This is a genomic window from Rhodococcus sp. IEGM 1241, from assembly GCF_033142365.1.
In the GTDB taxonomy this organism is placed as follows: Bacteria; Actinomycetota; Actinomycetes; order Mycobacteriales; family Mycobacteriaceae; genus Rhodococcus_F; species Rhodococcus_F erythropolis.
Genome location: NZ_JAWLSE010000015.1, coordinates 21,630 through 44,605 on the forward strand (window position 1 = coordinate 21,630; position 22,976 = coordinate 44,605).

The following is a 22,976-nucleotide window of genomic DNA, read 5'->3' on the forward strand; positions in this document are numbered from 1 at the left end:
GAGCTCGCCAAAGGATTCAGCACGACTATTCATTCATCGAACGAAACCACCATTTCGTCGGAGCCACTGGAGTGCTGCAAGTGGAGAGTTAGGGATGGTTGTATTGACTGGCGTCGGTGACGCTGGTTCGGGAGTCGTCGCACCGAACTTATTCCACGGAAATTTGTCGAACAGTTCGGTGTAGTGACTGTTATTGAGCTCAATTTCATTCCCGCGATCGAACCACTGCAGTACGCTGCACTTGCTGCGATCTGACTCAGTGACCTGGGCTTTGTGGTGAATTATGTCGTTCCGAATCAGCCGAAGATCTCCGAAATATCCGACCTTTACCTCGTCTGCCTTCTTCTCCAACAGTACCGCCAACCGATGTCGGTAATCCCCGTTCCACTCTTCGTAGAACGACGGTATCCACGCACGGTTGAACCAGCGAAAGATGTCGGTACCAGGCCCAAAGGTCGTGAGCTGGTTGTCAATCTGTTCAGTCGTCAGCGTCGGTTCGACAACCAGTTGGACACCGTCTCTGTGGGCGAAATCCAAGTAGATTGGCCGGTGGCGACTCACCGAGTAGGACTGACGAACTTTTAGAAGGGCCATGACTGCTCCACCTGACGGCGCCAGCCGAGCCATCATCACGTGTCGGCGTAATGACTCGAAAACGGCTTCTCCGAGTTGCTGCGCGTCTTCCATGCGCCAATCCTGCCGGAGGGCACCGACACGAATTTCTCCTAAGCGAGCGGATTGTCGGTGATTGTTTTCTGTCCGGCCGCCGGTGCAGGTCAGCAAAATTTGGCCGTATGAAACAGGTCGGTGTCGAATCGCGAACCCAGAAACGCTGAATTTTCATAATTTCTGTCGAAAATCGATCGGTATTCGACGCTTTTGTGAAGTATGCATGCCCGCAGATCGTTGTGAGGTCGGGGTGTCGAGATTTCGTGTCGACAATCTCTGTCGAAAAACCTGCTGTCTTTGCCTTTTCGACAGAGAAGTTTCTTTCAGGCCGCCCACCAGGCGATGACGATGGCGAAGGGGATGCAGCCGAGAATCAGAGCAGTTTCGACTGACACGCCGAGCCGTTCGTGCATGCGTTTTCGTCGGTTCGAGCGAGGCGGTGCTGGGGTCATGGAGTGACGGCTGGTTGGATCGTGGCTTCGAGTCGGGTGAGGCGTTCTTCGAGGACTCCGGTGATAGCGAGCAGTCCGAGCACGGTTGGTTCGGTGATGTCGCTGCCGTGTTGCGCGTGTGTGAGCAGCGTTGTGCGCAGGAGTGAACACATGGGGGCGTCATCGCCGATGGGGAGTTGCTCGAGTTTGGCGATCAGACGCTCGGCGGGGGAGGTCATGGGTAGCTCCTGCAGTGTCGATCATTCAGGCAGCGCGAAGGGAAGTGGCTGCCTGTGTTGGTGTGGGGTGGTGCGCTGGAACCGAGGCGGAAAGCAGCGCACCACGGTCAGGGATGTTACTGCGTCATTGCTGACCGGTCGGTACTCGGGAGGCAATGTCGAGTTTCGCCCTCTCCTGTCGGATCGCGATCGTGAACTGGTACTGCGAACCCCGAGCGGGGGCAGGACGCGATCGAACAAGCCACAAGGCATTAGCGAAACGCGTTCCTGTTCGGTGGCTTTGTGGGCGGGTCACCCCATATATCACCTCGCGCGCCGATTCCTGGATCGCTAATTTCACATGCGGTTACCTTCTCGCAGCATTCGCTGCATCCGCCTCGTACATCGGGAAAACTTTCGTGTTCAAGAAATCTCGTCTCATTTCCGTAGCTGTAGCAGCGATTGCCATCGTCGTCGCATTCCCGCAGCAATATTCCTCCGCCTCCATTCCTGACACGTGCATGGTGCCGCTGGTGCTCGCCGTGGACGGCACGAAGGGTCCACATACACCGACGAGTATCGATCCAGCCTCGCCGCTCAACGCCATCGCCGGCGACTACCGGGCTCTCGGGTACGTCGTCGAGCATGTGGAGTATCCGGGCGGAATCCTTGCCGGCGTCGCCGGCTGGACGCAGAACTACGACGATTCCGTCGCGATCGGCACGTCACGGCTTCGCGATCGGATTGCCGTGCAGGAACGCACGTGCGGCTCGTCGACCCGATACGTCTTGCTCGGGTACTCCCAGGGTGCGCGCATCGTCGGGGATCTGGCGGCGGAGATCGACCTCGGCGACCTCGGCACGGATCTCTCTGCCCGAATCCAAGTCCGGCTCTACGCCGACCCCCGCCAGCCCGGCACTGGAATCGAGGTCGCCCTCGTGGGAAGGAAAGCTCCGGCCGGCGTCACTTTCACCGGCGAGCGAGCGCCGTTCCGTCTGGTGGAGGTCGAGTGGATCTGTGCTCCCACCGATGGAGTATGTGATGCCCGGGAACCGCTCGGCGCGGACACTTTCGCCGGCTATCTGATGACGCACACCAGTTATCGCTAGGAATGTGATCCCACATTATGGGAAATTGAACGATCATGCGAAAACTGGAACACGTTACTGGGCAATGCTTTCCGGTTGTGTGTGAATTACGGTCACGCGATAGTTAAATATTCACAAACCGGACAGTCTGTGCTAATTTTCGCTGATCTGTACTCGTATTCCTTATCGAGAGGTTCAACTCGTATGTCCACCACTGCTCGCCGCGCCGGAATCGTCGCCGCACTCGTCAGCTCCGCAGCCCTGATCGCCCCCGCCTTTGCCGGCGCCCTGCCCACAGGTTCGCTCGGCTCGGATGAGACGGCGCCTGGCTTCACGTGTGATGCGACCTCCACCGAAACCAGCACTAACGGTTGGGGTATCCCGTTCGACGACGAGAAGGACCAGACCGCCTCCTACTCGGCCGAGAACGTCCTCGACGAGGACGGCTCGCTCAAGCTCGAGGTCGACGGCGTCGAAGACCGTTCCGTGTCGTATCACTCGGCGGGCGGTGTGAAGCTTTCCGACATCCTCGACACCGAAATCGGCTTCGCCGAGCGCGCAGCGACCGCGAAGGCGTCGTTCCAGCTGCGCTTGAGTGGCACCACCGGCGGAAAGTTCACCGACACCACTGGTTTCACCACCCTCGTGTGGGTTCCGGGCGTTACCGCACCGGACACCACCGACGGCGCCGTGCACGCCAACCTTCAGGATGGCGAATGGTGGAGCACCCAGAACATCGACGGCGCAAAGGACTTCGCACGTGTGAGCCTCGGCGCCATCGCCGAAGCGCAGCCGAACGCTGTCGTCGACCACTACGGTGTGAGTATCGGCCGTGGCTCGGCCGCAACCTCCACCCTCGTCGACGCGGTGACGTTCAACGGGTGCACCACCAACTTCGCCAAGAAGGATGCCGAGCCCGAAACCGGCACCGGCTCACTGGGCAACCTGGGCAACATCTTCGGCAGCTAGACGCGGAAGGGCAGGGGCAGGTCCACTGTGCGGTAGCGGTCGCGAACGGCCACCTCCCGGCGAGCCGGCAGCCCCAAGGCAAAGAAGGCTGCGGAGCCCTGTGTATCCGGAGTCTGCCCCCTTCTTGTCCCGCTGATTGTCACTACCGTTCAATCGATAATGTACTGAGGAGTTTTCATGGGATCTTTCGACACCGCATCGCTGAGCACCGAATCGCTCGAGGAACTGAATCTCGGCAAGATCAGCGAACTGCTCAAGCTCGGCATCACCACCGTCTCCTTCATCACCGCCCTGAACTCGCTCAGCTGAGCACCATTCAGCCCGACGCCGAGCATGTCACCGGAGTGTGAGCTCGGCATCAACGACTCCTGCACGTGGATCCGAATTTTCATCGGTTCCGACGTGCAGGAAGTCTCTCACTGACCGGGCAGGCAGATGCTCACCATCGGCGTACGGTCATTCAGCGATGACTGATATATCTTGCTAGTGCTCGACCTGCGTGAATTGTCCACGGCTGTACAGTGTTCCGGACGTAGGCAAAGCAAATCGGTGGAGGTGCACGTGGGCGGTTTTCGCGAAAGGCTGGATCTTGACGGCCGAAGACGACATCACGCTAGTGGGAATCGATACGCATGAAGAAACCGACAGCGATCTTGTGGCCACAAGGTCGCCCATGAGGAAGCAGTAACCCACCAGGCAAGCCTGAAGATGAACCATGCGTTTCGGGGGTCGGGGAGCAGATTGACGAAATCCGGCGCTAAGGGGCAATCGCCGAGCGACCTTGCGCTGTAGGTGATTTCATGTCGTCGTGACTGATGAGGGCGGCTATGGCCGGTTCGGTGCGTTGTCTCGGCAGGAGCTGGAGCGTTACTGCTACTTGGATGACGAGGACCGGCGGCTGATCGCTGCGCGGCGGCGCGACTACAACCGTCTGGGGTTCGCGGTGCAGGTGGTGACGGTGCGTCACCTGGGAATGTTCCTGGCTGATCCGCTGGATGTCCCGCCCGCGTTGATCGAGTATCTGGCCGAGCAGTTGGAGATCTCCGATCCGTCGATGGTGAAGCGGTACACCGATCGGGAGAAGACCAAGCTCGAACACGCCTGGGAAATCCAGCAGGTGTACGGACTCAAGCCGTTCGGCGAGATGGAGTCGGAGCTCACGTCGTGGATCGTCGACCAGGCGTGGATGACCGGCGACGGACCGAAGGCGATCTTCGGCGACGCAGTGACATGGCTGCGGAAGCGTCAGGCGCTGCTGCCGGGGATCACCACGTTGGAGCGGCTGATCGGCGACGGCCGCAACGCGGCGGACGCCCGGTTGTGGCGCCAGCTCGGCGAGCAGCTGACCTCGGAGTCCGCGTCTGCCTTGTTGCGGCTGCTGGAGGTTCCTGCGGAGGGCGGGCAGAAGGTCAGCGAGCTGGAGCGGCTGCGCAAGGGCGTGTTCAAGGCGTCGTCGAAGGGGATGCTCGCGGCGCTGCGCAGGGTTGTCGACCTGCAAGCGGTCGGGGTGGACAGCATCGACGTGAGGGCGATCCCGCCGCGTCGGTTGACGGGGTTGGCGACCTACGGGTTGGCGAGCAAGGCCGCCGCGCTGCGGCGGCTGCCCACGCGTGAGCAGCGCTTGGCGGTGCTGGCCGCGACGGTCGTTGTGTTGAGCGCGCGGGCGGTCGACGACGTGTTGGAGACCTTCGACATGTTGATGACGACGAAGCTTCTGTCCAAGGCCGAGCGGGAGTCTCGCGAGGAGAAGCTGCGTCGCTATCCGAGGGTGTCACGCAACGCAGGCAAGCTCGCGGCAGCGGTGAAGGTGCTGCTGGAGATGGTCGAGGTCAACCAGGACGTCGGGCTGGGCGTGGTGTTGGACATGATCGAGAAGACCGTCACCCGGGCCGAGTTGCGGCACGCGGTCCAGGCGGTCGACGAGCTGGTGCCCGCCGACGACGCGGAGCTGGATGGGCAGCGGTTGATCGAGTTGGCCGGCAAGTTCGCCACGGTCCGCCCGTTCCTGTCGATGCTGATGGACACGATCGAGTTCGGCGCGACCAGTGACGGCGCCGCCGTCCTGGCGGCAATGAAGACCCTCGCCGAGCTGCTGACATCCAGGTCGTCGGGCAAGATCCCGGCAAACCTGCTGGACGCCCGCAAGGTCGACCACGACTTGATCGTCGGCGCGTGGAAGCGCTTGATCTACACGCCGGGCCGACCGGAGGGCACCGTCGACCGGAACTCCTACACGATCTGCGTGTTGGAACAGTTCCACCGACACCTCAAGCACCGCAGCATCTTCGCGGTGCGTTCGTCGCGGTGGCGCGACCCGCGGGCGCACCTGCTGGCAGGCGAAGCCTGGGAGGCTGCGCGTGACGCCGGCATGAACGCGCTGGGCCTGCCCGCCGCGCCGACGCAGCTGCTGACCGATCACGCGACGGCGTTGGAGACCGCTTATCGGGAGTTGGCCGCACGGCTGGGCGAGGACACCCCAGCCAGCATCGACGCCGACGGCAAACTGCACGTCGCCGCGCTGGACGCCAAGGCCGAGCCCGCGTCGCTGGTCGACCTGCGCCGCCGGGTGGAGGCGATGATCCCGCGTGTGGACCTGCCGGAACTGGTCACGGAGGTGATGAGCTGGCATCCCGGTTTCACCGAGGCGTTCACCCACACCTCGGGCAACGAGGCCCGCGTCGCCGACCTCGGCTTGTCGGTGGCGGCCGTGCTCTGTTCCTATGCGATGAACGTCGGGTTCAAACCGGTGACAACGCCTGGTGTCGACGCCCTGACCAGGGATCGGCTGCTGCACGTCGACCAGTGCTACGTGCGGGCCGAGACCATCGAGGCGGCCAACGCCGTGCTGGTCGACGCCCAGGCCGACATCCCCCTGGCCCAAGCGTGGGGCGGCGGGCTGGTCGCCTCGGTGGACGGGATGCGGTTCGTGGTGCCCGTGCGCACCCATAACGCCCGCCCGAACCCGAAGTACTTCGGCCGGAAACTGGGCATCACCTGGTTGAACATGCTCAACGACCAGTCCGCCGGGCTGGCAGGCAAGGTGCTGCGCGGAACACCTCGCGATTCGCTGCACACCATCGACGTGATCGTGTCCCAGCACGGCGGGCGGATTCCGGAGGTCATCATCACCGACACCGGGTCGTATTCCGACATCGTGTTCGGACTGCTGCATCTGATCGGCCGCCAGTACCGGCCGCAGCTGGCGAACCTGCCCGATCAGCGGTTGTGGCGCATCGACGCCCGAGCCGACTACGGGCCGCTGGACAAGGCGGCGCGCGGGGTGATCGACACCGCCAAGATCGCCGCGCACTGGGAGGACATGTGCCGGATCGCGGTGTCGATCCACTCCGGTGAGGTGTCGGCGCACGAGGTCACCAGGATGATCTCCCGCGACGGGCAGCCGACCGCGTTGGGCCAGGCCATCGCCCATTTCGGGCGGATCTTCAAGACCCTGCACATCCTGCGCCTGGCCGACGACGAACCTTACCGGCGCGAGGGCAAGGCCCAGTCCAATCTCGTCGAGGGTCGTCACGACCTGGCGCGCACGATCTATCACGGCCGCAAGGGCGAGATGACCCGCGCCTACTACGAGGGCATGGAAGACCAGCTCTCGGCGCTGGGATTGGTGCTCAATTGCGTCGTCGTGTGGAACACCGTCTACGAGAACCGCGCCCTCGCCGCGCTGCGAGCCGGCGGATACCCGGTGCTCGACACCGATGTCGAGCGATTGTCGGCGTTCGTGCGCGCCCACATCGGCATCGACGGGCACTACAGCTTCCACCTGCCCGACCCCAGCGGAGTTCACCGACCGCTGCGCGACCCGGACGCCGACGACGACGAGTAGCGCGAGTCGAAGGGTGGCGGATGACCGCTCAGGACCTGACGACGCATGTCGGCGGAAGTCTCTCCTGAGCCGCGAAACAGGCCACGGCCTGCACCTCTACCTCCGACCTGACCCAACAAACTACCGCTAGATTACGGTCACGGAGAGCGTCAGTTTGTCGCTGTGCGGCACGCCCGTCCGGTCGAGGAAGTCACACATGTCATCGATCATCGGCTGCATGAGCAGCTGCCCCAGCTGACGAACCATCAGCCCGATGACCTGTGAGGACTCGGATCGCCGTGTCGAGGTCTTGCCCGAATAGCGGAGTTTGGAGATCTCTCTGCGACTCAGGTCGGTCAGCCGCTCGAGTAACTCGCTCTTTCCCTGCGGATCGAGCACAGCGCGCCGGATGTAGTTCACCACCGTCGGATGCGTCGCGAGCATGTGCCGCACCGCCTCGTCTCGAGCGGCGGCGACCTGCGCTGGGGCGCCCTCGTCCGGCACAGAGGCGATCGCCAGAGCGTAATAGTCGACGACCAGTTGCTCGACGGCGACGCGTAGCCCGTCCTTGGTCTTGAAGTGGTGCTGCACCAATCCCACGGCGACCCCGGCGGCGGCGGCGACGGCGCGCATCGAGACGCGATCCTCGCCGCGCTCGGCGTAGAGGTCGAGCGCGGCGTTGCGAATGCGGGCCTTCGCGGTGAGGTCCTCGTCACTGGCGCGGGGGTCGGTCACAGAAATTGCCTCCTATCAGAGAAAAAAGCATACACCCTTGACATTAGACAGTACATGCGCATTAATGGCTATACATCAGTATAGTCAAAAAGGGGTTGATGATGTCGCAGTCGAGTTCGCTGCAGGGCGTGCAGGTGGTGTCGCTCGCGATCAATCTGCCGGGCCCGCTCGCCGCCGCGCGGCTACGGGCGCTGGGCGCCACCGTCACCAAGATCGAACCGCCGGCCGGCGACCCGCTGCGGGCCGTGGCGCCGACGTGGTACGACGAGCTCACTGTGGGCCAGCGGGTCGTGACCCTCGACCTCAAGGACCCCGCTGATCGGGCGGTGGCGGCGCGCGAGCTGTCGCGTGCCGACCTGATGCTCACCGCCATGCGCCCCTCGGCGCTGGTCAAGCTCGGCCTGGACGAGTTGACCGCGGCGAATCCGCACCTGTCGCATATCGAGATCGTCGGGCACGACGGGATCGCGGCGGAGCAGCCCGGCCATGACCTGACGTACCAGGCCCTGCACGGCACTCTCCAGCCGCCGACGATGCCGACCGTCCCGGTGGCCGACCTGCTCGGCGCCGAGCGCGCCGTGTCCGCGGCCCTGCTCGCCCTGCGCGTGGCCGCGGAGTCCGGCGTGGGACACCGCGAGCGGGTCGTCCTCGAACAGGCGGCCGCCGACGCCGGCGCCGCAGTTCGGCACGGTCTGATGGGAGCGGGCGCGCCGCTCGGCGGGGCGCATCCCGGTTACCGGATCTACTCCAGCTCCGACGGCCACGTCGCGCTGGCCGCGCTCGAGCCGCACTTCTGGGAGCGCGCCCGCGCCGGTCTCGGTGTCGAGGGCACCCAGGAGGAGCTCGAGCAGACGTTTCTTTCCAAGCCGACGCGCGAATGGGAGGAGGTCGCGAAGCGCCTCGACATTCCCCTGATCGGAATCCGCGATTCGGCACCCCGTAATTCAGCACAAGGAGCTTTGTCATGAGTGTTCGCGAGGCCGTTATCGTCGGCGCGGTCCGGACCCCGGTCGGCCGTCGCGGAGGGATCCTCAGCGCATGGCATCCGGTGGACCTGCTCGGGCAGACGCTGCGGGAGCTTGTGGCCCGCGCCGGCGTCGACCCCGCCGCGATCGAGGACGTCATCACCGGCTGCGTCATCCAGCACGATGTCCAGTCGGGCAATCTCGGCCGCCACGCGGTGCTCGCCGCCGGGCTGCCCGAGTCGGTCCCCGCGGTGACGATCGACCGCCAGTGCGGTTCAGGGCAGCAGGCGGTCAGCTTCGCCGCCCAGGCGGTGATGGCGGGTTCCCACGACCTGGTGATCGCCTGCGGCGTCGAGTCGATGTCACGGGTGCCGATGCCTCCGGCGTTCCTGCCCGGCGCGCCGCTCGGCCCGCAGTACAGCCCGCGCGAACTCGACCGCTACGACGGTGGGCTGATGGCGCAGGGCCCGTCGTCGGAGCTGATGAACGAGAGGTTCGACCTGAGCCGAGCGGCGTTGGACGCGTTCAGCGCTCGCAGCCACGAGCGGGCGCACGCCGCGACGCGGGCCGGGAAGTTCCGCGACCAGATGGTGCCGATCACCGCCGACCCCGACGACCCGACCGGTCCGGTCATCGACTCGGACGAGGGCATCCGCGAGCACATCGACCCCGCCAAGATGGCGAGCCTGAAAGCCGTGTTCGGCGCCGACGGGCGGACCACGGCGGCCAACTCCTCGCAGATCAGCGACGGCGCGGCCGCGCTGCTGATCGCCGACCGCGAGTACGCCGAGCGCAACGGCCTCATCCCACGCGCCCGGTTCCGCGCGCTGTCGGTCGCCGCCGCCGACCCGATCATCCAGTTCACCGCGATCCTCGACGCCGCCCACAAGGCGCTCGGCCGAAGCGGGTTGGCCGTCGAGGAGATCGACCTGTTCGAGGTCAACGAGGCCTTCGCCGGTGTGCCGCTGATCTTCCAACGGGAATTCGGCGTCCCGGACGACAAGCTGAACGTCAACGGCGGCTCCGTCGCCCTCGGCCACCCGCTGGGCTCGACCGGAGCCCGGATGCTCACCGACCTGCTCTGCGAACTCGAACGCTCCGGCAAGAGGTTCGGCTTGCAGACCGTCTGCGAGGCCACCGGCACCGCGAACGCCACCATCATCGAACGCATCTGAGGACGTCATGAGCCACGAGATCGTGAGGGGCCTGCCCTCCACCCACGGCGACCACTATCAACTCAACACCACCACCATCATCCGGCACGCCGCGCGCACCTATCCCGAGCAGGAGATCGTGTACCGCACCGCGGACGGCGGCTGGGACCGGTACACCTACGCCGATGCCTACGCGCGAATCCAACGAAGTGCCAATGCACTTCGCTCGATCGGCGTCGGGCCGGGCGATGTGGTCGGGATCCTCGACTGGAACAGCAAGCGGCACTACGAGCTGTACTGGGCGATTCCCGGCCTCGCTGCCGTGATGTTGCAGATGAACCTGCGTTTGGCGCCAGAGGATCTCGCTTACGTCACCGGACACAGTGATGCATCGGTGGTCCTCATCGACGAGTCGCTGCTTCCGGTTGCCGAGGCGCTGGCACCGCATACGCCGAACGTGAAGACGTGGGTGGTGATGACCGATAAGCCGCTGGCCGACATCACCACCACGCTCCCGCACGCGGTGCACTGGGAGGACCTGCTCGCGGACGCCGGCCCGGAGATCGACTGGCCGGTCATCGACGAAACCTCCTCCTACAGCGCGTGTTACACCACCGGCACCACCGGCAGGCCCAAGGGCATCTACTACTCGCATCGCGGCATCTACCTGCACACCCTCGCCGAGGTCGCCGGACTCGGGATGAGCAGCGACGATGCCGTCATGCTCATCACGCCGATGTTCCACGGCCAGGGCTGGGGCCTACCCCAGGCGGCCGCCTACAGTGCCGCAAAAATCGTGCTGCCCGGTCGCTACATCGCCGAGGACACATCCGTCCTCGTGGACGCGATGATCGCGGAGCAAGTCACCGTCGCAAACGGTGCGCCGGCGATCTTCCAGCCCATGATGAACTACATCAAGACGCTTGCGGTCGCACCGGACTTCTCCCGCGCGCGGCTGCTGTCCGGTGCCACCGAGCCGCCGCTGTCGCTGATGCGCGACTTCCACGACATCACTGGAGCCGACGTCATCCACGCCTACGGCGCCACCGAGACCACCCCTCTGGTCGCGGTGAACCGGGGACTGAAGCCCTCGCTGCGCGGTGTGATCTCGGACGAGGAGAAGTGGGATCTCAAGCGTAAGCAGGGTTTGCCGGTCAACGGCATCGACATCCGGATCGTCGACGCGGAAGGCAACGATCTCCCGCACGACGGCACGAGTCAGGGTGAAGTGCTGCTGCGCGGACCGTGGATCATCGAGCGCTATCACAAGCTCGACGACGACGCCGACAAGTTCCTCGACGGGTATTGGCGTAGCGGCGATGTCGGGACCATCGACCCGAATGGTTACTTGAAGATCACCGACCGGATCAAGGACGTGGTCAAGTCGGGTGGCGAATGGATTTCCTCCATCGACATGGAGAACGCACTCGTTGCCCATCCGAAGATCGCCGAGGCGGCCGTCATCGGCGTCCCGCACCCGAAGTGGCAGGAGCGTCCAGTAGCACTCGTCGTGACGACCGACGGGCAGGAACTTCCACTGTCGGAGATCCACGAATTGCTCGCCGATGCATTCGCCAAATGGCAATTGCCCGAGACCGTCCTGTATCTGGACCAGCTGCCCCGCACCAGCGTCGGCAAGCTCGACAAGAAGGCCATGCGCGCCGCGCACACCAACGTCTACGAGGACGTCCGATGAACCCCGACAACGCCCCGCTACGCACGGCCCGCGACAGCCACCTCCTGATCCTGGAGATCAACCGGCCCAAGGCTCGCAACAGTCTGAACGAGGCGGTGCTCACCGCCTTGAACACCGAGCTCGTCGCGGCTCGGCACGACGACGAGATCCGTGCCATCGTGCTCACCGGCGCCGGCGGGATCTTCTGCGCCGGAGCCGACATCACCAATTTCGACGCCATTCGCGACCAGTCGCTGCTCGGCGATCGAGCCGCGCTGGGCGGCACCATCTGGGCCGACCTGGGCCGATTCCCGAAGCCGGTCCTCGCTGCGGTCGAGGGCCTCGCACTCGGCGGCGGCTGCGAGTTGGCGCTTGCCTGCGACATCGTCATCGCCGGCGAATCCGCCAAGTTCGGTGTCCCGGAGGTGAAGCTCGGCGTGATCCCGGGCGGCGGCGGAACCCAGCGCCTGATTCAGGCCGTCGGCAAGTCCAAGGCGATGGCCCTACTGCTCACCGGCGACTTCCTGTCCGCACAGCGGGCGTGCGCGGCCGGCATCGTCGCCGAGACCGTCCCGGACGGCACCGCCCTCGAAGCGGCGGTCGCCATGGCGCAGCGGATCGCCGCCAACTCACCGCTCGCGGTGGCGCTGGCCAAGGATGCCGCCCTCCAGGCCCTGGAAACCTCTCTGGCGCAAGGACTCGAGCACGAGAAGCGCAACTTTCACGTTGCCATCCATTCCGCCGACAGCCGCGAGGGCCAGGCCGCGTTCCTCGCCAAGCGCGCCCCCGAATTCACCGGAAAGTAGGACCGATCATGAGCGAGCTGTTCCCCGATTACCGCTCCCCGTGGGAGACCGACGATCAGGCGCTGCTGCGTAAGCACGCCGCCGAGTTCTTCCGCAAGGAAGCCACCCCGAACCAGGACCGTTGGGCCGCGCAGCACCAGGTCGACCGCGAGTTCTGGACCAAGGCCGGCGCCGCGGGACTGCTGTGCCTCGACATCGCCGAAGAATACGGCGGCGGGGGCGGCAACTTCGGCCACGAGGCGATCGTGCAGCAGGAGATCGCCTACGCCCACGACACCGCGTTCGGCTTCGCCGTGCACTCGACGATCGTCGCGCACTACATCGCCGCCTATGCCACCGAGGACCAGAAGAAGCGCTGGCTATCGAAATGTGCGAGCGGTGAGAGCGTCCTCGCCATTGCGATGACCGAACCCGGCACCGGCTCGGACCTGCAGGCCGTACGGACCACCGCGGTTCGCGACGGCGGCCACTACGTGATCAACGGCTCGAAGACGTTCATCTCGAACGCGTCGCACTGCGACCTGCTCGTCATCGTCGCCAAAACGGACCCGAGCCAAGGTTCCAAGGGTATCTCGCTGCTCGTCGCGGAGACGGAGAATCTTCCGGGGTTCGAGCGTGGGCGGGTGCTGGACAAGATCGGCCAGCACGGCCAGGACACCCGCGAGTTGTCGTTCACCGACATGCGGGTGCCGGCAGCGAATCTGCTCGGCGGCGTCGAGGGGCAGGGCTTCTACCAGCTGATGGGTCAGCTGCAGCGTGAGCGGCTGATCCTCGGTGTCGGCGGTGTCGCGGTGGCCGAGGCCGCGGTGGCGGAGAGCATCAGGTACGCCAAGGAACGTCACGCCTTCGGCAAGCCGATCCTGAACTTCCAGAACACGAAGTTCGTACTCGCCGAGTGCAAGACCGACGTGCTGGCCGGCAAGACCCTGATGGACCACTGCATCCAGCGTCACCTCGACGGCACCCTCGACGCGGCGACCGCGTCGATGGCCAAGCTGTGGGGCAGCGACAAGCAGTGCGAGATCGTCGACCGCTGCCTGCAGGTCTTCGGTGGCTACGGCTACATGATGGAGTACCCGATCGCGCAGATGTACGCCGCTTCCCGCGTGCAGAAGATCTACGGCGGCACCAACGAGATCATGAAGGAACTCATCGGCCGCGCCTTATGAGGTTGACCTTCGCGCAGTGACACCACTGCGTCAGTCACACCTCACTTTGTCAAAAACCCGATGTTCTCAACCTATTTCGTCAGGAGTATTCATGCATATCACCGGAACCAACGCACTCGTCACCGGCGGAGCCTCGGGCCTCGGACTGGCCACCGTCACCGCCCTCGCCAAGTCGGGCGCCCGGGTAATCGCCGTCGACCTGCCCACCGCGAACACGGATGCGCTGGCTGCTCTCGGCGACACCGTGGAATTCGCTCCGGCGGATGTCACCGACGAGGCCGCGGTCACCGAGGCGGTCGAGCGCGCCAACGCGGAGTCCTCACTGCGAATCACCGTGAACTGCGCCGGCATCGGCAACGCCGTCAAGACCGTCGGTAAGAACGGACCGTTCCCGCTGGCCGAATTCGAGAAGATCGTCAAGGTCAACCTGACCGGAACCTTCAACGTCATCCGCCTCGCCGCGCACGCGATGTCGCAGAACGAGCCCGTCGACGGCGAGCGCGGCGTGATCGTCAACACCGCCTCGGTCGCGGCCTTCGACGGGCAGATCGGACAGGCCGCGTACTCGGCATCGAAGGGCGGGATCGTCGGCGCCACCCTGCCGATCGCCCGCGACCTGGCGTCGCTGCTGATCCGGGTGAACACCATCGCGCCCGGCCTGTTCAAGACCCCGCTGCTGGGCACGCTGCCCGAGGCGGCTCAGATTTCGCTGGGACAGCAGGTGCCGCACCCGAACCGGCTCGGCGACCCCGCCGAGTACGCGCAGCTGGTCGAGGCGATCGTGACCAACCCGATGCTCAACGGCGAAACCATCCGCCTCGACGGCGCGATCCGCATGGCGCCGCGGTGAAACCCGTCGGCGTGCAGGTGGGATCGCACCATGAGCACACACGCCTTGTATACGCCGAGGACCTGGGCATCGGCCAGCGTTTCGACTTGGGCTCACACACGGTGACCGAGGCCGAACTCGTCGACTTCGCCACCCACTGGGATCCCCAGTGGTTTCACATCGACCGGGCGGCGGCGCAGGACGGCCAGTTCGGTGGCCTGATCGCCAGTGGAATCCACACGTTGGCGATCCTGCAACGGCTGACATTCGACGCAGTGGGGCACAGCTGGGCGGCCATTGCCGGGCGCGGCATCCGAGATCTGCGGTTCCGCCGTCCCGTGCGTCCAGGAGACGTGCTGACCGGCACCGTCGTCATCGACGACATCCAGTTCGACGACCGGGCACGCGCCCTCGTCACCACCGAGAGCACCGTGGTCGACAGCGAAGGCCGCGTCGTGCTGACCGTCCTGCTCGACGCCTACCTGCACTCGCGCACACGTCAACCATCGACCACCTGAGACGACGATTCGGAGACATCAATGCCAGAGGCATACATCATCGACGCGGCACGCACCCCGGTAGGCCGCCGCCGCGGCGCACTGGCCGCCGCACACCCGGTCGACCTCGCGGCCCATGTGATCGGCGCACTCGTCGAACGCAACGGTGTCGACCCCGCGTCGGTCGACGACGTGATCCTCGGCTGCCTGGACAACATCGGTCCGCAGGCGGGCGATATCGCCCGCACCGCGGCCCTCGCTGCGGGCCTGCCCGAGACAGTGCCCGGCGTGACCATCGACCGCCAGTGCGGATCCTCGCAACAGGCTGTACATTTCGCCGCGCAGGCCGTGATGAGCGGCACCGCCGACCTCATCGTCGCGGGCGGGGTGCAGAACATGAGCCAGATCCCACTGATGTCGTCGGTCACCGCGGGCGAGGCGTTCGGCGTGCGCGACCCCTACTCGGGCTCGACGAGGTGGCGGGCCCGCTACGGGGACGAGACGATCTCGCAGTTCCGCGGCGCCGAGATGATCGCCGAAAAGTGGGGAATCGACCGGGAGGCGATGGAGCAGTACGCCCTGGAAAGCCACCGCCGGGCGCTGCAGGCGATCGCCGGCGGACGCTTCGCCGCCGAGATCCTCCCCTACCAGCAGATGACGACCGACGAAGGACCGCGCGCCGACACCACACCGGAGAAGATGGCCGCCCTGCCGAGCCTCACGCCGGGGGGGCGCTTGAGCGCCGCGGTCGCCAGCCAGATCTCCGACGGCGCCTCGGGCATGCTCATCGCCTCCGCCGAGGCGGTACGCCGCCACGACCTGGCTCCGCGGGCCCGGATCCATCACCTGACCGTGCTCGGCGCCGATCCGGTCATGATGCTCGCCGCACCGATCCCCGCCACCGAACGGGCACTCGAGCGGACCGGCATGCGCATCGACGACTTCGACGTGTTCGAGGTCAACGAGGCGTTCGCCCCGGTCGTGATGGCGTGGTTGCAGGAGACCGGCGCCGACCCGGAGCGGGTGAACCCCAACGGCGGCGCCATCGCTCTCGGCCACCCGATCGGCGCCACCGGCACCCGGCTGATGACCACCATGCTGCACGAACTCGAACGCTCCGGCGGACGCTACGGGTTGCAGACCATGTGCGAGGGCGGCGGACAAGCCAACGTCACCATCATCGAGCGGCTCGGCTGATCCGATGACCCCGACCGCTATCCGGACCGTCCGCACCGGCCGCCTGCTTCACATCACGATCGACCGGCCCGGCCGCATGAACGCCCTCGGCGTCGACGACCTGGTCGCACTCGACACCGCGATCAGCGGGGCGGAAGCGACCGGTGCCCGCGCGATCGTGCTCACCGGCGCGGGAAGAGCCTTCTGCACGGGAGCGGATCTGACCGCGGTGACGGGCGAGGAACCCGAGGTGGTGATGGACGCCGCGAACCGGGTGATCCGCGGCATCGTCTCCGCGCCGGTCCCCGTCATCGCCGCCGTCAACGGCCCCGCGGTCGGGTACGGAGTGGCGCTCGCCTGCGCCGCAGACCTCACCTACGCCGCCGAAAGCGCGTATTTCCTGTTGTCGTTCACCAGCATCGGGCTGATGCCCGACGGCGGCGCGACCGCGCTCGTCGCCGCGGCGATCGGCCGGGCGCGGGCTACAGAATTAGCGCTGCTCGGGCAGCGGCTTTCCGCCACCGACGCCGCCCAGACCGGCTTGGTGGCCCGGATCCTGCCGGATGACCAGCTCGCGGCCCATGTCGAGGCCGTCGCCGGCACGCTGGGAGCCGGGCCGCGGCGCGCCCTCGAACTGACCAGACGGGCGCTCGCCGCGTCCACCCTGGGCCACCTCGACCACGCCCTCGAGCGTGAACGAGCCGGACAGATCGAACTCATCGGCACACCGGATTTCGCCGAGGGCGCCGACGCCGTCCTCACCAAACGTCCCCCCACATTTGCTTAGCAGACCACCCGCCGATCATAGGAGAATCATGGCAACCCTTGGTGGACAACTGACATTGAACGCACGCCGCCACCCGGACCGGCCCGCGCTGATCTTCGAGGGCGTCGAGCGCAGCTACGGGCAGCTCGACCGGGAAATCAACCAGTACGCCAACGCGCTGCTGTCCCTCGGCGTGCAGAAGGGCGACCGCGTGGCGGTGCTGTCGCCGAACTCCGACCGCTTCCTCCTCGCGCTGTACGGCGCGTTCAAGGTCGGCGCGATCGTCTCCCCGTTCAACCCGCGGTCCACGGCCCGGGAGCTGGCGTATCTGCTCGAGGACTCCGGCGCGTCGGTGCTGCTGTTCGGTGGGGACACCGTCGCGGCGGTGCGGGACCTGGCCAAGCTGGAGCAGGCGCCCGCTGCCCCGGCGCTTTCGCTGGACGGCGCGGACGGCTTCGACGATTTCGTCCAGCTGGCGTCCTCCATGCCGGACAGCGACCCACAGGTCGAGGTGCGCGAGGACGACGACTGCATGATCATCTACACCTCCGGCACCACCGGGAAACCGAAGGGTGCGCTGTTCGATCACCACCGGCTGCTGTGGGTCGGCCACGCGGTGTCCTCGCTCGGCGTCAACTCCTTCGACCGGAACCTGCACGTGGCACCGATGTACCACTGCGCCGAACTGGTGCTGTTCGTGCTCAGCGGCTTCTCGATGGGCACCACCCACGTCGTGTTGCCGGCATTCGAGCCCGCCGCCGTCCTCGACGCCCTCGAGCGATACCGGATCACCGTCTTCCTCGGTGTTCCCACCATGTATCAGATGATGTTGACGGTCCCCGACCTCGAGCGGCGCGACCTCTCGCACTGGCGGCTCGGCTTCTTCGGGGCGGCACCGATGCCGCCGACTGCGGTCGCGAAACTCGTGACGACCTTCCCGGACGTCGGCTTCTTCCAGCTGTGCGGGCCGACCGAGGGTGGCCCCACCGGCATCTACTCCACGCCTGACGAGGTCGCCGTCCGTCCCGATGCGACGGGACGCTGGCCGATCACGAATGCCGAGTTCCGGCTGGTCGATCCGGATGGCAACGATGTCCCGACGGGGATGACCGGCGAGATCATCCTGCGCGGCGAGACCATCATGAAGGGCTACTGGAACAAGCCCGAGGCCACCGCCGAGACCATCCGAGACGGGTGGCTGCACACCGGGGACCTCGCCGTCCGCGACGCCGACGGTTTCATCACGATCGTCGACCGGCTCAAGGACATGATCATCACCGGCGGCCGCAACGTCTACTCGATCGAGGTCGAGAACGCCCTCGCGGGGCACCCCGACGTCCAGGACGTTGCCGTCGTCGGCCTGGACCACGCCACATTCGGGGAGACCATCGTCGCGATCGTGACCCCGGTTCCCGGTCGCGAGGTGACCCTCGAGGAGCTGCGGACGTACGCCGCCGAATACGTCGCGGACTACAAACTGCCGCGCGATCTGATCGTCCGTGACATCCCGCGCAACCCTTCCGGCAAGATCCTCAAACACGTTCTCCGCAGTGAGATTCGGGACGACTCCGCGCAACGCACGTAGACCGACGGACGACTCCGGCACATTCGAGTTCCCGGGAACCACGACGCCGTCCATATCCGATACGGCCTGACCGAAGCCGCGCTCCCGCGCGCTCATCTCCCACGGCTGTTCCAACCCCGGCGAGGTCTCGCGCGACCTCACGGCCCTACTCTCGGCCGTGCCCCCGCCGGATCCGACAAACACCACGACCACGCACGCCCGGCAGCGGCTATGAGTTCCCGGACGCGGAAGACCACACCCATCGACGGTGCCGCACTTGATTGGTCTCTTTCGGCCCCCCTCGAGCAGATGCGCTCGGGCCGAACAGTCAAGGTGCTGAACAAGATACGCAGACACGCGCCGGAACTCGTCACCGTCAGCTACTGAGAGATTCAGCGGGAGCGCCGCCGCGCAGCGGGATCGGTCTCGGCCTGCCAGCGCCCCAGCGCCTCGGCGGAGACCTTCGCGTATTTGACCAGGCTGCGCACCGAGGTGTGTCCGCTCAACGCCATCAGCATCGGCGTGGAAGCGCCCTTCTCTGCGGCGTGGGTCAGTCGCGAGTGCCGCAGCTGGTGCAGCGTGAACGGTCCGCGTCGCATCCCTTCGGTGTGCTCCTCGAGGAGCGTCGCGGCGCGGCGGTAGGAAAGTCGGGCGCGGCCGGTCGAGTTGTCGGTGTCGGTCTTGGCGACCGACGGCTTGGCTTTGCGGTCGGTCAGGAACAGCGGCCCGGACTTCCGTCCGGCGATCAGCCGGGGCAGCGGCCGTGCGGTGCCGGTCTGCCAATAGATCACCTCGCGGGCGCCGCCCTTGCGGGTGACCGTGGCGCATCGGTTCACGGTGTCCAGGTCCTCGATGTCGAGATTCAGGATCTCCTCCGCCCGCGCGGCGGACTCATACAGCATCGACCAGAACACCCGCTCGCGCAGGGCCGCGTCCATGCCCAGCAGCTCCGCAACCTCGGCGGCGGTCATCGCCTTGCTGTTGTCCGGCGCACTCGGCCGCGCCCGCAGGCGCGACACCGGATCGCCGGTCAGCCACTGTTGATCGCGTCAGTAGGCGCACGCCGCCGACACCGCGGTCAGCCGGAGGTTGTAGGTCTTGGGGGCCTTGTCGCCCCACACGTAGTCGAACCACCCCGACACCCGATCCGGGTTCAACAACCCGACATCGCCGTCCGCGCCGAAGTCGCGCACCATCCGATCCAACGCCGAGGCGTAGGCGCGGCGGGTGTTCACCGCCGCGATCGTGCCCAGAAAGGTCCGCGTCGCGTCCGCCAGCCGGATCCCGGCGGCCCGCGCCGGTAGCGAGCTCACCGATCCCACCCCGACCGCCCTTCAGCACTACGGCAGATAGTTTCCGGAGTCGCCCATCTCCGGAACGACCATCGCGGCAGGACGACTCACGAGTTACGGCAGATAGTACGCTACTATCTGCCGTAAATCCTTAGCGCCGGATTTCGAGAATCTGCTCCCCGACCCCCGTTTCGGACACAAAGTTTCGGAAAATAGTTCAATACTCAAGTAGCTGTAACTGTGCGAAGACTGGTAACCAGGGTGGGCGCCACGTAAATTTTCGGGGGCGGCATCACCCGGTCCCCAACGGGTATGGCGAACGCTCCGCCGGTAGCCACCCCTGGTCTATCGGCGGGCGAGCCGTCCGGCGGGTTTTCGGCGTGTGGACTGCGATTCGCTGCCCGGTGGTCATCGTGGGTTGGGGGTGCGCCACAGTGTCGGAGTGTCGCCGTCTTCGGTGTTGGCGAGGGCCCGGATTCCGTCGGCGTCCTGGGCAAGGATGTCCGCGAATTGCCGTCTGTGGGTGTCGTCGAGTCCGTCGGGAAGATTCGCACCGTCGGTGATGGATGCCGCGGCGCCGTCGAGGTAACGAGCGATCCGCAAGAGCAGCGGACGTGGGGTCGGGACGACGGAGTCGTTCGCGTCGGCGGTGATCATGCCGAGAGTCGACAGTAGGGACAGGCCGGCGACAGCTTCTTTGTCGTCGAGGTTGATGTGCGCGACTTTCAAGGCTTCGGCCAGTGCCGCGGTGGTCAACCCGACGGCGGCGACGGGCATGGAGATGGTGCGTTCGAATTCGATCAGGTCGGCGCCGGGGGCTTCGTCGGAGAGGGACCGTGCCAGTGATTGCGCGAAGGCAATCAGGCGTTCGTCGGTGAAGTCGTTCTGCGCGGTCTGGCGGGTGACTCGCATGAGCGTCGCATACTCGGTGAGTTTGTCGTCGAGGATTGTGTGGGCGTCGGTGTCGGTGATCGTGAGCCCGAGATCGAGTAGGGCGGCCCGGAGTTCGGTGGATCGGGTGTGGAGCCAGGTGGGCCGAGGACTCATCGCTGCTCCTGTGAGGGTGTGGCTTTGGTTGTTCAGGTGAGCTTAGATCGGCCGAACTTTGGGAGGGACGTGGCCGCTGTGTCAATGGCCACGAAGTTCTCCCCGTAGGCGGCCAGTAGTTCTCCCCGCTGGTGGCCACGGGTTCTCCCCGGTGGCGGCCAGTTGTTTTTCCCCACCCGCTTTCTGATTTGGGTTAGCTGAAGGGCTTCACCCCCTTGCCGGTGGTGGCTTCGGTGAGGCGGAAGGAGTCGCCGTCGGTGACGACGACGTGCGCATGGTGCAGGAGCCGGTCAACGGTGGCGGTGGCCAATGTTTTGGGCATGATCTCGTCGAAGCCGGAGGGGTGCAGGTTGCTCGAGACGGCAATCGCTCGGCGTTCGTAGGCAGCGTCGACGAGGCGATAGAATCCTTCGGCGGCGTCTTCAGAGACCGGGAGCAGACCGATGTCGTCGACGATGATCAGGTCGGAGCGGATGATCCTCGTCAGGGCTCGGGCGATGGAGTCGTCGGCACGGTGCCGGCGGACCAGGGCACCGAGGTCTTCGATGGTGAACCAAGACACCGCCAGCCCAGCTTCGACTGCGGCCTGCCCGAGTGCCTCGGTGAAGTGAGACTTGCCAGTTCCCGAAGGCCCACAGACGCAGAAACATTCACGCCGCCCGACCCACTCCAGGGTGCGGAGCGCGTCCTGGGTGGCGCGGGGAATCGACGATTTCGTTTCGTCCCAGTCGCCGAAGGTCTTGCCGGTAGGGAAACCCGCGCGTTTGCGGCGAGTGTGCAGGTTCGCCCGGTCCCGGCCGGCGGCTTCCTCAGCGAGGAGAACCCGCACGACTTCGGCGGGGTCCCAGCGTTGGGCTTTCGCGGTCGGGATGATATCGCTCAAGGACCTGCGGATATGGGGCAGTTTCAGGCGTTTAGTCAGGTCGATCGCCTCGGCCAACGGGTCGCCGTTAGCGCTGGTAACAGTGCGCAAAGGGGTGCTCATCAGGCGTCATCGCTTTCATCGTCAGTAGTGGCTGGGCTGGCCGGCGCTGGTGTCTGGCCGAAGGTGGACCAGGCGGCGGTGCCCGGTTGCAGAGTGTGGTTCTCGCTGCGACGGACCGGATCAGCGTGTTCGTGGGTGACTTGGTAGTCGAGGATCGAGATCAGGTCCCGATCGGCGAACCGGCCGGTCATCGCCGCCGTCCCCAACGCTCTGTCGACTGCGTCCGGGGAGTGCAGCTTCGAAAGGTCCACGGCCTCGGCCATCTTCGCCCTGATGCGGTGCGCTCCCGCGGCGGCAGCCTCGACCAGCCAGCTGTTGGCACCCTGGCCCAACTGTAGGAAGGCGAGCTCGGCGGCGGTACGAGGCTTGGGCACCCGGTCGGCGGCGTCGCGGTCTGGGCGGGGTGGGTAGTGGTCGTTGTCGAGGACCGGTGAACCGGGTTGGCCGCGGCGGTGCCGCGCGACTTCGACTGCACCGCCATCATTGTCGACGGCGGTCACGATCAGCTCCTCACCATGGAAGCGGGCCCAGACCCGAGTGTCGATCAACGTGTGCGGCACCGAATACCGCACCCCTTCCACCGAGATCGTCGACTCCCAGTTCACCCGCCGGGTAGTGCCGAACACCGCGGTGAACGGAGATTTCGGCAGCGGATGCAGCCGCTGCAACTCTTCGGCCAGCCGCTCGACCGGCCGCCGCCGAGTAGAGCTGTGGACGCGGGTGTTGACGTCGGTGCAGAACTGCCGGCAAGCCGACTCGAGCTCACCGAAAGAGTGATACTGCTCGCGCAGGTTCACCTCCTTCGGCAACAGGTCGGCTTTGGCGATCCGCACCGTCGCCTCACTTCCTCCCTTCGACTCCGGATCAGCAGGTAAACACGTCCGCAGCGTCGTGCCGTAATGCCGTGCCACCTCCACGATCTCCGGATTGCGGACCGCGATCCCGGCCACGTGATCGATCGTCGCGGTCTTCTCGTTGTCGGTGAGGACATAGACCGGAACCCCGCCCAAGCGGCGGAATGTCGCATCCAAACACGCCGCCACCGTCGGCAATGTCTTGTCCCAGATCGGGATCACCACCCGAAATCGCGACCACGCCAACCATGCGCAGAACAACGT

At 65.8% G+C, this 22,976-nt stretch carries 22 protein-coding genes; 14 read left to right on the forward strand and 8 right to left on the reverse strand.

Annotated features, from left to right (window positions below):
- Positions 1-33 precede the first annotated feature (33 nt).
- Together R4P70_RS30310 and R4P70_RS30315 are read right to left on the reverse strand one after the other, a co-directional pair.
- On the reverse strand, positions 34-687 hold the full coding sequence (locus R4P70_RS30310; RefSeq protein WP_317833385.1) for a hypothetical protein: 654 nt from the start codon (positions 685-687) through the stop codon (positions 34-36).
- Positions 688-1,117: 430 nt separating this feature from the next.
- Positions 1,118-1,339, reverse strand: coding sequence for a hypothetical protein (locus R4P70_RS30315; RefSeq protein WP_029257027.1), 222 nt, complete (start codon positions 1,337-1,339; stop codon positions 1,118-1,120).
- A 398-nt stretch (positions 1,340-1,737) separates the two neighbouring features.
- On the opposite strand from R4P70_RS30315, the gene R4P70_RS30320 reads away from it, so the two are divergent.
- From R4P70_RS30320 to R4P70_RS30335, 4 genes are all read left to right on the forward strand, one after another.
- Complete coding sequence (locus tag R4P70_RS30320; RefSeq protein WP_317833388.1) at positions 1,738-2,427, forward strand: PE-PPE domain-containing protein; 690 nt, start codon at positions 1,738-1,740, stop codon at positions 2,425-2,427.
- Positions 2,428-2,610: 183 nt separating this feature from the next.
- Complete coding sequence (locus R4P70_RS30325; protein WP_054825790.1) at positions 2,611-3,375, forward strand: hypothetical protein; 765 nt, start codon at positions 2,611-2,613, stop codon at positions 3,373-3,375.
- Between the two features lie 177 nt (positions 3,376-3,552).
- Complete coding sequence (locus tag R4P70_RS30330; protein ID WP_276328052.1) at positions 3,553-3,684, forward strand: hypothetical protein; 132 nt, start codon at positions 3,553-3,555, stop codon at positions 3,682-3,684.
- Positions 3,685-4,183: 499 nt separating this feature from the next.
- The gene (locus R4P70_RS30335) at positions 4,184-7,219 is read left to right on the forward strand and encodes a Tn3 family transposase (RefSeq protein WP_011331220.1); all 3,036 of its coding nucleotides are present in this window, start codon (positions 4,184-4,186) and stop codon (positions 7,217-7,219) included.
- Positions 7,220-7,345: 126 nt separating this feature from the next.
- Here R4P70_RS30335 and R4P70_RS30340 read toward each other — a convergent pair whose 3' ends face one another.
- Positions 7,346-7,933, reverse strand: coding sequence for a TetR/AcrR family transcriptional regulator (locus R4P70_RS30340; RefSeq protein ID WP_011331219.1), 588 nt, complete (start codon positions 7,931-7,933; stop codon positions 7,346-7,348).
- 101 nt (positions 7,934-8,034) lie between these two features.
- Between R4P70_RS30340 and R4P70_RS30345 the strand changes: the two genes are divergently transcribed.
- From R4P70_RS30345 to R4P70_RS30390, 10 genes are all read left to right on the forward strand, one after another.
- Positions 8,035-8,901 (forward strand): CoA transferase, encoded by an 867-nt coding sequence (locus R4P70_RS30345; protein ID WP_011331218.1) that lies wholly within the window; start codon positions 8,035-8,037, stop codon positions 8,899-8,901.
- Positions 8,898-10,073, forward strand: a complete 1,176-nt coding sequence (locus R4P70_RS30350; RefSeq protein WP_011331217.1) for a thiolase family protein — start codon at positions 8,898-8,900, stop codon at positions 10,071-10,073. Before R4P70_RS30345 ends, R4P70_RS30350 begins: the two co-directional genes overlap by 4 nt.
- Before the next feature lie 7 nt (positions 10,074-10,080).
- On the forward strand, positions 10,081-11,748 hold the full coding sequence (locus R4P70_RS30355; protein ID WP_011331216.1) for a long-chain-fatty-acid--CoA ligase: 1,668 nt from the start codon (positions 10,081-10,083) through the stop codon (positions 11,746-11,748).
- Positions 11,745-12,533: an enoyl-CoA hydratase/isomerase family protein gene (locus R4P70_RS30360; RefSeq protein WP_011331215.1), complete on the forward strand. Its 789-nt coding sequence runs from the start codon at positions 11,745-11,747 to the stop codon at positions 12,531-12,533. The genes R4P70_RS30355 and R4P70_RS30360 overlap by 4 nt, the downstream gene beginning before the upstream one ends.
- A gap of 8 nt (positions 12,534-12,541) precedes the next feature.
- Positions 12,542-13,702 (forward strand): acyl-CoA dehydrogenase family protein, encoded by a 1,161-nt coding sequence (locus R4P70_RS30365; protein WP_011331214.1) that lies wholly within the window; start codon positions 12,542-12,544, stop codon positions 13,700-13,702.
- Positions 13,703-13,793: 91 nt separating this feature from the next.
- Complete coding sequence (locus tag R4P70_RS30370; protein WP_011331213.1) at positions 13,794-14,552, forward strand: 3-hydroxyacyl-CoA dehydrogenase; 759 nt, start codon at positions 13,794-13,796, stop codon at positions 14,550-14,552.
- Entirely contained in the window at positions 14,549-15,049 is a 501-nt protein-coding gene (locus R4P70_RS30375) for a MaoC family dehydratase (protein WP_011331212.1), read from the forward strand. Before R4P70_RS30370 ends, R4P70_RS30375 begins: the two co-directional genes overlap by 4 nt.
- A gap of 21 nt (positions 15,050-15,070) precedes the next feature.
- Positions 15,071-16,225 (forward strand): acetyl-CoA C-acetyltransferase, encoded by a 1,155-nt coding sequence (locus R4P70_RS30380; protein ID WP_011331211.1) that lies wholly within the window; start codon positions 15,071-15,073, stop codon positions 16,223-16,225.
- Between the two features lie 4 nt (positions 16,226-16,229).
- Complete coding sequence (locus R4P70_RS30385) at positions 16,230-16,991, forward strand: enoyl-CoA hydratase (protein WP_011331210.1); 762 nt, start codon at positions 16,230-16,232, stop codon at positions 16,989-16,991.
- 28 nt (positions 16,992-17,019) lie between these two features.
- Positions 17,020-18,555, forward strand: coding sequence for a class I adenylate-forming enzyme family protein (locus tag R4P70_RS30390; RefSeq protein WP_011331209.1), 1,536 nt, complete (start codon positions 17,020-17,022; stop codon positions 18,553-18,555).
- Between the two features lie 371 nt (positions 18,556-18,926).
- On the opposite strand, the gene R4P70_RS30395 is transcribed toward R4P70_RS30390, so the two are convergent.
- The 5 genes from R4P70_RS30395 to istA form a co-directional block, all read right to left on the reverse strand.
- Entirely contained in the window at positions 18,927-19,505 is a 579-nt protein-coding gene (locus tag R4P70_RS30395) for a tyrosine-type recombinase/integrase (protein WP_202916944.1), read from the reverse strand.
- 78 nt (positions 19,506-19,583) lie between these two features.
- A complete protein-coding gene (locus R4P70_RS30400) occupies positions 19,584-19,847 on the reverse strand; it encodes a hypothetical protein (RefSeq protein ID WP_225330463.1) in 264 nt (87 codons plus the stop codon).
- Positions 19,848-20,234: 387 nt separating this feature from the next.
- Positions 20,235-20,873: a hypothetical protein gene (locus tag R4P70_RS30405; RefSeq protein WP_317833393.1), complete on the reverse strand. Its 639-nt coding sequence runs from the start codon at positions 20,871-20,873 to the stop codon at positions 20,235-20,237.
- Positions 20,874-21,066: 193 nt separating this feature from the next.
- A complete protein-coding gene (gene istB / locus R4P70_RS30410) occupies positions 21,067-21,858 on the reverse strand; it encodes an IS21-like element IS1415 family helper ATPase IstB (RefSeq protein WP_003944771.1) in 792 nt (263 codons plus the stop codon).
- The coding region (gene istA, locus R4P70_RS30415) for an IS21-like element IS1415 family transposase (RefSeq protein ID WP_317833397.1) at positions 21,858-22,976 on the reverse strand (1,119 nt) is incomplete at its 5' end. The genes istB and istA, both read right to left, overlap by 1 nt.